We start from the raw sequence: 12,165 nt of genomic DNA on the forward strand, positions 1-12,165 counted from the left end.
GCAATTTCCAGCGTAAACGAACTACCGGGGACACCAATATCCAGGATGTATAAAGGAATTAACTTATCTGTATCAAAACGCATGGAACCGTTGATCAATCCATCCGTTTTAGATGCCAATGCTTTCAAGCCTGCATAGTGGGTTGTAATAATACCCATCGACTTGCGCTCATTCAGTTTTTCAAGAGCAGCTTCTGCAATGGCCGAACCATACATCGGATCTGTACCGCTACCGAATTCATCAATCAACAGCAACGTTTTGCTGTCTGCATGTTCAAGGAAGAACGTAAGATTTTTTATGTGTGAACTATACGTACTCAAATCATTATCCAGCGATTGGGAATCTCCGATATCAATAAAGAAGTTTTCGAAAATACCTGAAGTACTACCTTCATCTACCGGAATCAACAAGCCGCATTGCAGCATATACTGAAGCAATCCAAGGGTTTTCATACATACCGATTTACCACCGGCATTGGGACCAGACAAAAGTAAGATTCTATTTTGTTCGTCTACCTGAATAGACAAAGGCATTACTTCTTTTTTGATTTTCTGATTTTTCAACCACAACAAGGGATGCCGTGCATTTCTCCATTTGATCACCGGACGTTTCTGCACAGCAGGCATTACGGCATGCACCGAATACGCAAAGGTTGCCTTCGCGCGAATGAAATCAAACCAGCCTACCAATTGATTGGCATCCAGCATCACTTCTGCAAACGGACGGATATAATCTGTCAGCTGCATCAGGATACGTACGATCTCTTTGCGTTCACGAATCTCTAATTCCCGTACGCTATTGTTATAAGGTAAAAGAGAAATCGGTTCCATAAAAACGGTTTGGCCGGTACCCGACTCATCGTGAATGATCCCCTGTACTTTACGCTTGTATTCTGCCAGCACCGGCAACACCAAACGTCCGGAACGTATAGTCGCTTCCGTATCTTCAACGGTATAACCTTCTTTTTTGAATACACGCAGCAAGCGTTCAACTTCTTTGCGGAGTTTGATTTGTTCTTCGCGATATTCTTCACGAATCATACGTAGTTCATCAGAAGCCGTATCACGGATCACACCGTGGTCATCAATCACACGGTTGATTGATTTAAATAAAGAAGAATCTATTTTTACAGTATTAGCGCGTTCCTGCAAACGCACATACACTTCGGTGTCCGGTCTTTTGAAAAATGACTGGCACGCGATCAGTGTCGTTAAAAACAATTTGCATTGCAGCAGTTCATCAATTTCCAGGTAATTTCCCTGAACCTGTATCTTATGGGCAAGTAAAGTAATATCTACAAAATCACGATCAGGAAATACGGATCCCGATTCGATGATTTTTTTAAATTCATCTGTTTCCTGCAGTTCTTTTTCAATGGTGGCAACATCATAGGAAGGAGTCAGTTCATCAAGCATTTTTACTGCTGCGAATCCTTTACACGTTGCTTTCAGTAATTCACGGATTTGGTCAAACCCAATTTTACTCTCCAGATCGGATGGATAAATCATTCAATTTTGATTAGTGTTGTTTTAGTACAAAATTACAACAAAGTCCTTTGGTAACCCACAGTCTTTTAGCTTGAAAACAGTTTTTTTTTGTATCTTTTCCATGTTTTTGCATTATACTATTGACCTTGGAATCTAAATATCATAAAAAACCCGAAGAAATTGAGGAAGAACTGCATTGGATACTGAAAGCCAAGCAAAATCCCCAACACTTTGCCGTGCTGTATGAGAAATATTATAAGACCATATTTCTGTATCTGTTCCGCAAAGTTAATGACATGGATATTGCCGGCGATCTTTGTTCCGAAGTATTTTCCAAAGCCTTGTCCACCATCCATTCCTACGAATATAAAGGTGTGCCTTATTCCGCCTGGCTTTACCGCATTGCCTCGAATGAGGCAAACATGCATTTCAGAAAATACAATAAACGCGAAAACATCTGTATTGACGACACCAGTATTCATTTACTCAATGAAGACCTGCAGGAAACCAATGATGAAAATATATATATAAAATTCCTTCCTCAGTGCCTGGAAAAGCTCAAGCCGGACGAGGTGATTCTAATACAGTGGAGGTTCTTTGAAAACAAGGCATTTAAAGAAGTCGGTGAAATTATGAACATGACTGAAAACAATGCTAAAGTAAAAACATACCGCATCCTCGAAAAGATTCGCAAATGGATGCTGGAAATGAAAGGAAAAAACAATGGGTAAATACGATATACATAAAAACAAAGCGTTACCAAGCGACGACGAAATCAATAAGTATAAAAACTTCGACAAGGTAATGAAGAGGGCTGCGCTGTACGATTACAAACAGGCGACAAAACCGATTTACAAAAATGTTAAAGTGCTTGGTCTGGTTGCTGTGCTTGTGGCCCTGGGCCTTATCTTCCTGTTTGAAAGCATGGATCAGGATGAGGAAACAAAAAAAATAAAAGATCAGGCTGACTCCGTGCAAACCCAAAAGAGTGCTCCTGAAAAAGATACCATTCGTACGCAATCCACTGTTATACCTGTTACAGCTTCTTCACAAGCATATCAAACAACTTCAGATCCCGCACCTGCGCCGACAGGTATTCCGGTAGAAGAAACCCAGGTAACACCCAACAATCATACTACGGCAACTGTTGCGTTAGAAAATACGGCGGCACATTTTCCTGGTGGTGAAGATGCACTGAAGAGTTATCTGGAAAAAAATATTAAATACCCGTACAATGCCGTTGAATCGCCCTATTCAGGAATGGTTGAGGTAGATCTTGTAATAGAGAAAACAGGTAAAGTTGGTACGTATACAATATACAGCAGCCCGAATGCTGCGATCAGCAATGAAATAACCAGGGTAATAAAATCCATGCCGAATTGGAAACCGGCTATTAAAAATGGAGCATCTGTGGCAACAACTGTTACCGTTTATTTCCCTTTCAAATATATCGGGGAATAAACAATCAATTCAATTTTCCGCTGGCTTCTTTTATACTTATGCTATCCACAACGATTTCATAAATATGATTTAACTCGTCAGAATGTTTGCTGTAATAGTCATAGCTGTCTTTAAACTGTTGCTCTGTCACATGATGCTCTTTAAAAATCTCATCTTTGTAGTAAGCATACAGCACCAAAGATGAATCCCTGTTGAAATTTTTTAGTGACAACGCTGATTCAGTAATGTGTACATCAATCAGAATACCAACCATTTCTTTTTCTGAAAGCAGGTCTGCCGGTTTCTGATCCAAAGCAGCATCGGGCGCTGAAGTACAGGATAAAAGCAGTGTCAGGGCTGCAATAATTATGGTCGTAAAGTGTGTCAAAGCCTTAGATTTATTCACGGAAATTAGTTTTTTTATTGTATTTTTAAAACTGTTCTTATGAAAGTCTCATTAAAAGATATTATTCGCAAGTTACGCAAATATGAGGTACGGATCCGCAAGGCCGTTCATTCACATATGCACGGCAACTACAAATCCATCTTCAAGGGTTCGGGAATAGAATTTTCAGATCTTCGTGAGTATCAGTATGGCGATGATATCCGCACGATCGACTGGAATGTTACGGCGAAAGGACATGGTTCTTATGTACGTCTTTTTCAGGAAGATAAAGAACAACACATCATATTTTTAGTTGATGTTAGTGCATCCCTGAATATTGGTAAAGACAATCAAACCAAATTCGATATTATTAAAGAAATCGCCGGTGTCTTAATGCTATCTGCTGTTAAAGAGGGTTCTGAGATAGGTCTGGTTTGTTATTCCGATAAGAAAGAACTTTACATTGCGCCGGACAAAGGGATCAAACATGCTTATTACCTGATCAGTAAACTTTTCAATCTGGAAAGCGAATCTGCTCTTACAGATTTGAACAAAGCCACTCAATACACCTTGTCAATCCTGAAACGTAAAAGTATTGTCATTGTACTTTCTGATTTTATAGATGAGAACTATGATAAAAACCTGATTAGTTTAAGTAAAAAACACGATTTGGTTTTAATTCAGATACAGGATACCAGAGAAATCCATTTGCCTTCCATGGGCATTATTCCGCTTGTTGATACCGAAACCAATAAGACCATCTGGGTAAACTCTTCATCCAAAACATTCAGGGTGAACATGGAGAAGCGTCAGCGTGCTATCCAGACGAAGCTGGAGAATTTCAGTAAATCGTATGAATCGAATTACACCTGTATCAAAACGCACGAAGATTACATCATTAAACTTGTTGAACTGTTCAGGGTTCGAAACTTCCATAAGAAAAGTGCATAAGCTGTTTCTCCTACTCTTCAGTTTCATTACTCTGATTTCGGTTGCACAAACCGACTCGAGCCATTATGTGCATGGCAGTTTTATTGAAGACAGCTTACACATTGGCGAGAATATTCATTTTACATTAAGTGTCAGATACCCCAAAGATCAGATAGCGATTTTCCCTGATTCCAGTTCACACTATTTCCCGTTTGAATACATCAATAAAAAATATGTACCTACACGTACAGACTCCTTGTTTGCTTACGACAGCGTAATCTATGTACTTGCCAGCTACGAAGTAATCAATAAACAATTCTTATCCGTTCCGGTGAAATTTATTTATCAGAAGGATACACAAACCTTATATTCGATAAAGGATAGTATGCTCTTAAAAAGACTGGTAACAGAGCACTCTGAGCGGGATGTAAAAGCCGACGCCTTATTGGTACCGACTCCGGAAAAATTTAATTATCCGTATTTAATTGCAATCATAGCTTCGGGATTAACAATACTGTTCCTGCTTTATAAAATGTTCGGTGATATTTTATTAACCCGCTACAGATTATTCATTTTAAGAAGAGCGCATAATAAATTCATTAAGCACTACGATGATCTTGTTAAAGAATTCAATGATACAAACGAGCTGCGCTTGGTTGAACAGATTATTACAAGCTGGAAAAATTATTTAACCCGTTTGGAAGATATTCCCATCAATACTTATACCACCAAAGAACTGATTCATTTATTTGAACAGGAAGAACTCGAATCAACGCTCCAATCCATTGATCGAAATGTTTATGGAGGGATGATCACTACTGATATCAGCGATTCGCTGCAGGTAATAAAACGTTTCACACACAGAAGATTTCAAACCAGAAGAAGATATTTAACAGGTGGATAATTTTCAATACGATATTAACCAATGGTACTACCTGCACTACTGGCTCAAGCCGGAAGTTCTGAAAAGTTATATCTGGGAAAATCCCACTTATCTTTATGGGATAGCAGCCACGCCTCTTCTATTGATCTTACGCTGGCTGTTTTATTACCGATTCAGAAAAAAATATAAAGTCGCGCTCAACAAAAGAGAAACGAAATCAATCAACCTCATCCAGATTCTCCGGTTCATTCCGTTAAGCCTACTACTCATTTCAATTTCATTTATTCTGATAGGTCTCGCCCGGCCGCAGAAAAGTAATGAAACCAATACCCAATATACCGAAGGCATAAATATTGTTTTCGCTATGGACATTTCTGAATCCATGAAGATCACAGATATTCACCCCAGCCGGTTTGAAGCAGCCAAACAAATTTGCATTGACATCATCAATAAACGTAAAGACGACCGCATCGGTATTGTTGTATTTTCAGGCGAAGCAATCACCCTCTCTCCGCTCACCAATGACTACGAACTTTTGCGAACTAACCTGAATGAGCTAAAACAAAACAAGGCACTGGAGTCGGGTACGGCCATCGGAACAGCATTGGGTACTGCTATCAACCGCTTGAAAAAAACGCCAACTCAAGAACGAATCATTATTCTGATTAGTGATGGTGAAAATACCTCCGGCCTGATGGATCCAATGACAGCCGCAGACTTATGCGTAGATTATAATATTAAAATCTACTGCATTGGCTTAGGTAAAGATGGAACACATCAATTTAAAGATGATGACGGTACCATTCAATATGTAGAAAGCAAGCTGGATGAGAATACGCTAAAAAACATTTCATCTGTTACCAAAGGAAAGTTTTACAGGGCCTACGATAAAAAGAGCCTGAAGAACATTATTGAAACGATCGATCAATTAGAGAAAAATAAGATCGTAAAATTACAATACAATGATATTAAGGATTTCTACTATATCTATGTAAAGTGGGCCGTGGTGTTTTTCTTATTATGGACGCTAACACGAATTACTTTTTTAAATAATTTCCTGGAAGATTAACATTTATAATTTTATTGTGCCTGATTCAATAGATGCCCCTGAAAAAGACTATTTATATATCAAAACTTCACAGCTCCCTAACGCTGGAAAAGGTTTATATACATCAATAGATATTTTTAAAGATGAGATTATTGCTACATTTAAAGGAAAGCGCTTATCCAATAATAAAGCAGCTCGTATCGCGAAGGAAAATAAAAACGGATATTTTATAAATATGCTGGATGGAAGCATTTTAGATTCTAAGAATGTACATTGCTTTGCAAAATATGCTAACGATCCCCAAGGTCTTAAGAAAACTTCATTTTCATATAATGCAGAGATAAGTCTCGATGATGATGAACAAGTATGTTTGATTGCCACAAAACAAATAAAATCAGAAGAAGAAATTTTTTGCAGCTATGGAAAAAAATATTGGCAATCATTCAAAGAAACAACCCAATAAGCCAAAACCGTTCATTACAGGAATTTATTTTTGGTACGAAAGCGCAACCCTATAATCCATTGATTCTTCGCCAAAATCATTCATTTGGTCTATTTATTTATATAAATCGCTTTATATAAAGTAAATTCATACCGTAAAAATCTTTTAAAGTACTGCTTTGCCCGGCAATAAAATTATTATCTATGAAGTTAAAATACATCCTGTATATAGCCTTAGCTCTTGGATTCGGCATATTGGTTTACTATAGAATTACTAAAAACAATGAACTCACCAAAGAGGGTAATTCCAAAGGGCCCATGAATGCTACAGCAATGGTGGACGGCATTGTTCTTAAACCGCAAAAATTTGCAAACACCATATTGGTATCTGGTAGCATCGCAGCCAACGAGCAGGTGCAATTACGCAGCCAGATTTCCGGCATCATTACTCATATCTACTTTCAGGAAGGCAGTAAAGTAAGCCAGGGACAAGCACTGGTAAAAATTGATGATACCGAATTACAGGCTCAGTTATCTGAACTGCAGGTAAGAGTTGACCTTGCCGCTGAAAATGAAAAGCGTGCCTCACAGTTATTGAAAAAAGAAGGGATCAGTAAAGAAGAATATGATATAACACTTTCAACCTTACGCTCCCTGCAGGCGCAGGAAAAGATCATCCTGGCTCAGGTAGCCAAAACGATTATTAAAGCACCATTCAAAGGCGTGATCGGATTAAGAAACGTATCTGTGGGTGAATACCTGTCGGCCGATATCATTATTGCAAATCTCGTAAATATGAATCCGATCAAACTTACTTTTTCAGTACCTGAAAAATATGCCTCCAGCATGAAGGCTAATACAAAAGTATCATTCACCATTGCGGGGAATACGAAAAAATTTACTGCTACGGTTTATGCCGTGGAACCTGAAATTGAAGCTGCAACCCGCACGCTGCAGTTGCGTGCAAAAGCTTCGAACGAGCAAGGAGAACTGGTTCCGGGTTCATTCGCTACGATAGAGCTACCGTTATCTGTGCTGCCAGACGCATTGCTTATTCCTACTGAAGCAGTCATTCCGATTCAGGATGGTAAAAAAGTATTCATCGCCGAAAATGGTAAGGCAAAGGAAGCCATTATCGAAACTTCATCCAGAACAGATAAAAATATTCTGGTGCTATCCGGATTAAAAGCAGGCGATACGGTACTTACCAGCGGTGTTATGTCCTTAAAGGCGGGCACAAATGTCCGGGTAAAACTTCCTACTACTGACCAGCAATAAATATGAGTTTATCAAGCATAAGTATCAAGCGTCCGGTATTTACCATTGTAATTAACCTTGTTTTAATTCTCTTTGGTGTAATCGGCTATACCTATCTGGGTATTCGTGAATATCCTTCGATTGACCCGGCAACAATTTCTGTGCGAACCAGCTACTCCGGTGCCAATGCAGATATAATTGAATCACAGATTACAGAACCGTTAGAGAAATCAATTAATGCTATCGATGGGATTCGTACCATTACCTCCTCCAGTAATCAGGGTACAAGTAACATTACCATTGAATTCAACCTGGGTAAAAATTTAGAAGAAGCTGCCAATGATGTGCGTGATAAAGTATCACAGGCAACCAGAAGTCTGCCGCTGGATATAGATGCGCCGCCGGTAGTTTCAAAAGCTGACTCCGATTCAGAACCCATCATCATCCTGACTGTAAAAAGTAATTCAAGAGATATTCTGCAGCTAAGCGATTATGCAGAAAATACAATGGCCCAACGCATACAAACCATCCCCGGTGTGAGCAGCGTGCAGATCTACGGGCAAAAGAAATATGCCATGCGTCTATGGATTGATCCGATGAAACTTTCATCTTATGGATTAACCGTTGCTGAAGTTAAAGCTGCTCTGAATAAAGAAAATGTGGAGCTGCCATCCGGAAAAATCACTGGTAAAAATACTGAACTTACAGTTAACACACGTGGCAACTTATCTACTGAAGAACAGTTCAGCAATTTAATTATCCGTTCACAAGGGGGTAAAACAATTCGCTTCAATGACATCGGTACGGTTGTTTTAGGCCCGGAGAATCTTGAAACACAGATGACCGAGTCCGGTATACCGATGGTAGGCCTTGCCATTGTACCCCAGCCAGGTACCAACTACCTGGAGATTGCGTCCGCTTTTTATGAACAACTGGAAAAATTAAAAAAAGAAATCCCGCAGGATATCGAAATGAAAGTAGCAGTAGATAATACGCTTTTCATTAAAAAATCTGTTACAGAAGTTGCCGAAACAATTTTAATCTCACTGATCCTGGTAATTGTGATCATCTATGTTTTCTTCCGGGACTGGGGTGTTGCATTCAGACCATTGATTGATATTCCGGTATCCCTGACCGCTACATTCTTTATCATGTACCTGTGCGGTTTTTCTGTAAATGTACTAACCCTGCTGGCCATTGTACTGGCAACCGGGCTTGTGGTTGACGACGGGATTGTTGTAACCGAAAACATTTACAAAAAAGTTGAAGAAGGCATGTCTCCGATTCAGGCTGCTATTAAAGGATCAAATGAGATATTAATTCCTGTAATTTCCATATCGATTACACTTGCTGCAGTATTCCTGCCGGTGATTTTCCTGCAGGGATTCGTAGGCCAGCTCTTCAGGGAATTCGGTATTGTCATCGCATCTGCAGTACTTATTTCTGCCTTTGTTTCATTAACCCTCACGCCTATGCTGAATGCATACCTGATGAAAGGCGGAGTACATACAAAATCAAAATTCTACAATTGGTCTGAACCATATTTCATCAAAATGAATACTGCTTATGCCCAGGCATTGGAAGTATTTATGAAAAGGAAATGGGTAAGCTTCCCTATTCTTTTTGTCTGCATTGGCTTGATTGTTTTTTTCTTTTCAATTTTGAAAAAAGAAACAGCCCCATATGACGACCGTAGTTACCTGCGCATACAAGTAACAACTCCTGAGGGCTCAAGCTATGATTATACCAATCGTTTCATGGAAGAAATGAAGCAGTTAGTGAACGATTCCATTCCTGAAAAAACCGTAAACCTGGTTATCACTGCACCAGGCTACGGATCTGTGTCCATCAACAGCGGACGAATGATATTATCTCTGGTGCCACCGGAAGAAAGAAAACGCAGCCAGAAACAGATTGCCAATAAATTAACGCAGTTAACAAAAAAATATCCCGAAGCACGTACCACAGTTACCGAACAGCCTACTATTGCCGTGAACAAACGCGGTGGGCTTCCGGTGCAGTTTATCATTAAAGCTCCCAATTTTGAAAAGTTGCGCGAAAAGCTTCCTGAGTTTATGGCTGCGGTTGGAAATGACCCTACCTTCTCGGTTTCGGATGTAAACCTGAAATTCAATAAACCTGAATTAAATGTTACCATTGACCGGAACAAAGCACAAAGCATAGGTGTGTCTGTCTTGGATGTTGCACAAACACTGCAGCTATCGTTAAGCGGACAACGCTTCGCATATTTCTACATGAATGGAAAACAATATCAGGTGATTGCTCAGTTTGACCAGGCAGACCGCAGTTCACCATTGGATCTGACTTCGATCTTTGTTAAAAACAGTTCCGGACAGTTGGTTCAGCTTGACAATGTTGTAACCATCAACGAACGCAGCAGCCCGCCCCAGCTTTATCATTCAGACAGATACATTTCTGCGACAGTAAGTGCCGGTTTGGCTCCAGGCAAAAGTATCGGTGATGGTATTGATGCCATGAATAAAATTGCTTCAGAAGTACTGGATGACAGCTTCTCTACCGATCTTACGGGTGAATCAAGAGACTTCGTTGAAAGTAGTTCCAATACATTATTTGCCTTCAGCCTTGCCTTGCTATTGATTTACCTGATCCTGGCTGCGCAGTTTGAAAGCTTTATCGATCCCTTTATTATTATCCTGACTGTACCTATGGCTGTTGGTGGCGCGTTATTCTCCCTGTGGCTGTTTGGCCAAACATGGAACATCTTCAGTCAGATTGGTACCATCATGCTGATTGGTCTTGTAACTAAAAACGGAATCCTGATTGTAGAATTTGCAAATCAATTAAAGGAACAAGGCAAACCGAAGGCAGTGGCTATTATGGAAGCTGCTGAAGCACGTTTGCGCCCGATTCTCATGACAAGTTTAGCTATTTCGTTAGGTGCATTACCAATCGCTCTGGCATTAGGTGCTGCAGCCCAAAGCCGGATCGGGATGGGAGTAGTAATTGTTGGTGGCACCATGTTCTCTCTGGTATTAACACTATTTGTTATTCCCGCTATTTATTCCATCTGGTCTAAAGAATACAAACATAATCCCGCGTTTGATGAAGCTGAACAGCTTGAAAAAAATATTAATCACTGATACTATGAACAAAAAACACGTTTTTATTTTCACGTTCGTATTATTCTTAACAAGTGTCCCAACGGTATCTGCACAGGAACTGTTAACCCTGGAGCAGGCTATTCGCCTTACGTTGGAAAACAATTTCAATATTCTTCTCGTAAAGAATGATGTTGAGGTCAGTAAAAATAACGTCAATCCGGGTGTGGCAGGTGCACTGCCTTATATAGGCGGTAATGTAACAAATTCTTACAGTGTACTTGACAGCAGACAGGTGCAATCAAACGGCGTGGTAACTGAAAAAGAAGGTGCCCGCAACAGCAACTTTAACTACGGCGTTGGCTTAAACTGGACCATCTTCGATGGGTTTGGCATGTTTGCCCGTTATGATCAATTAAAAGAATTTGAAAAACTCAGCGAAGAAAGTCTTCAGGTAGCAATCATGACCAATGTTGCTGCAGTAACAAGTACCTACTACAACCTGGTGCAGCAACAACAACAGCTCTATGCATATGATACGGCTATTTATATTTCTAATCAGCGACTTCAGTTTGCTCAAAACAGATACCAGGTTGGTAAAGCTGCAAAACTCGAAGTACTGAATGCTGAAGTTGACATGAATACTGACACAACAAACTTTGTTCGCCAGCAGGAACTATATAACAATACACAAACATACCTGAATCAGCTGCTCGCAAGAGAAGCGGGAATACGATTCAAAGTTGCAAACGATATTCCGGTCGACAATACATTACTCCTGGAAAATTTGTCGGAACAGGCACGCAAACACAATCCTTCACTGCAGGCTGCCATTATCAATAAACGTATTGCCGCGCTGGATCTGAAGATTGTAAAAGCATACAGATACCCTGTCGTAAATATCAACACCGGATATAATTTTACAAACTCCAGATCAGCTTTAGGCTTTGCTACACAAACAAGCGGTAAAGGTTTAACGTATGGAGTTACAGCAAGTGTTCCTATCTTCAATGGTTTTACGCAAAACATCAGCGAACACAACGCCAGAATTCTGATGAACAGTGCAGAACTACAGTATGAACAAACAAGCCAGATCATCCAATCTGAATTAACCAGCGCTTACCAAACGTATCGTACAAGTCTTATACTGGTAACACTTGAAGAAAAAAATCAACGCATCGCACGCGAAAACTTAGAAATTACCATTGACAAAT

11 protein-coding genes are annotated in these 12,165 nt (G+C 39.8%); 9 read left to right on the forward strand and 2 right to left on the reverse strand.

Features of this window, described 5'->3' with window-relative positions; translation table 11 throughout:
• On the reverse strand, positions 1 to 1,508 hold a 1,508-nt coding region (locus ACTHJT_RS01015), incomplete at its 3' end, for an endonuclease MutS2 (RefSeq protein ID WP_440235734.1).
• A gap of 125 nt (positions 1,509 to 1,633) precedes the next feature.
• Between ACTHJT_RS01015 and ACTHJT_RS01020 the strand changes: the two genes are divergently transcribed.
• Entirely contained in the window at positions 1,634 to 2,218 is a 585-nt protein-coding gene (locus ACTHJT_RS01020; RefSeq protein ID WP_440235736.1) for a sigma-70 family RNA polymerase sigma factor, read from the forward strand.
• Positions 2,211 to 2,948: an energy transducer TonB gene (locus tag ACTHJT_RS01025; RefSeq protein WP_440235737.1), complete on the forward strand. Its 738-nt coding sequence runs from the start codon at positions 2,211 to 2,213 to the stop codon at positions 2,946 to 2,948. Before ACTHJT_RS01020 ends, ACTHJT_RS01025 begins: the two co-directional genes overlap by 8 nt.
• 4 nt (positions 2,949 to 2,952) lie before the next feature.
• On the opposite strand, the gene ACTHJT_RS01030 is transcribed toward ACTHJT_RS01025, so the two are convergent.
• Positions 2,953 to 3,333 (reverse strand): DUF4296 domain-containing protein, encoded by a 381-nt coding sequence (locus ACTHJT_RS01030; protein ID WP_440235738.1) that lies wholly within the window; start codon positions 3,331 to 3,333, stop codon positions 2,953 to 2,955.
• Between the two features lie 39 nt (positions 3,334 to 3,372).
• Here ACTHJT_RS01030 and ACTHJT_RS01035 point away from each other — a divergent pair, with 39 nt between their 5' ends.
• The 7 genes from ACTHJT_RS01035 to ACTHJT_RS01065 form a co-directional block, all read left to right on the forward strand.
• On the forward strand, positions 3,373 to 4,263 hold the full coding sequence (locus ACTHJT_RS01035; RefSeq protein ID WP_440235739.1) for a DUF58 domain-containing protein: 891 nt from the start codon (positions 3,373 to 3,375) through the stop codon (positions 4,261 to 4,263).
• On the forward strand, positions 4,256 to 5,146 hold the full coding sequence (locus ACTHJT_RS01040) for a hypothetical protein (protein ID WP_440235740.1): 891 nt from the start codon (positions 4,256 to 4,258) through the stop codon (positions 5,144 to 5,146). The genes ACTHJT_RS01035 and ACTHJT_RS01040 overlap by 8 nt, the downstream gene beginning before the upstream one ends.
• Positions 5,139 to 6,194, forward strand: a complete 1,056-nt coding sequence (locus tag ACTHJT_RS01045; RefSeq protein ID WP_440235741.1) for a vWA domain-containing protein — start codon at positions 5,139 to 5,141, stop codon at positions 6,192 to 6,194. Before ACTHJT_RS01040 ends, ACTHJT_RS01045 begins: the two co-directional genes overlap by 8 nt.
• A gap of 16 nt (positions 6,195 to 6,210) precedes the next feature.
• Positions 6,211 to 6,636, forward strand: coding sequence for an SET domain-containing protein-lysine N-methyltransferase (locus ACTHJT_RS01050; RefSeq protein ID WP_440235743.1), 426 nt, complete (start codon positions 6,211 to 6,213; stop codon positions 6,634 to 6,636).
• Positions 6,637 to 6,818: 182 nt separating this feature from the next.
• The gene (locus ACTHJT_RS01055) at positions 6,819 to 7,892 is read left to right on the forward strand and encodes an efflux RND transporter periplasmic adaptor subunit (protein WP_440235744.1); all 1,074 of its coding nucleotides are present in this window, start codon (positions 6,819 to 6,821) and stop codon (positions 7,890 to 7,892) included.
• 2 nt (positions 7,893 to 7,894) lie between these two features.
• Positions 7,895 to 10,993 carry an efflux RND transporter permease subunit gene (locus tag ACTHJT_RS01060; RefSeq protein WP_440235746.1) on the forward strand — a complete coding sequence of 1,033 codons (3,099 nt, stop codon included), beginning with the start codon at positions 7,895 to 7,897 and terminating at the stop codon, positions 10,991 to 10,993.
• Between the two features lie 4 nt (positions 10,994 to 10,997).
• A partial coding sequence (locus ACTHJT_RS01065; protein ID WP_440235748.1) for a TolC family protein occupies positions 10,998 to 12,165 on the forward strand: 1,168 nt, incomplete at its 3' end.

The organism is Cytophaga sp. (assembly GCF_051961495.1).
GTDB lineage: Bacteria > Bacteroidota > Bacteroidia > Cytophagales > Cytophagaceae > Cytophaga.

Excerpts from the sequence above, each read along its gene's own strand:
- ACTHJT_RS01035 (WP_440235739.1), top strand. The coding sequence starts at position 3,373 with ATGAAAGTCTCATTAAAAGATATTATTCGCAAGTTACGCAAATATGAG.
- ACTHJT_RS01060 (WP_440235746.1), top strand. The coding sequence starts at position 7,895 with ATGAGTTTATCAAGCATAAGTATCAAGCGTCCGGTATTTACCATTGTA.
- ACTHJT_RS01055 (WP_440235744.1), top strand. The coding sequence starts at position 6,819 with ATGAAGTTAAAATACATCCTGTATATAGCCTTAGCTCTTGGATTCGGC.
- ACTHJT_RS01025 (WP_440235737.1), top strand. The coding sequence starts at position 2,211 with ATGGGTAAATACGATATACATAAAAACAAAGCGTTACCAAGCGACGAC.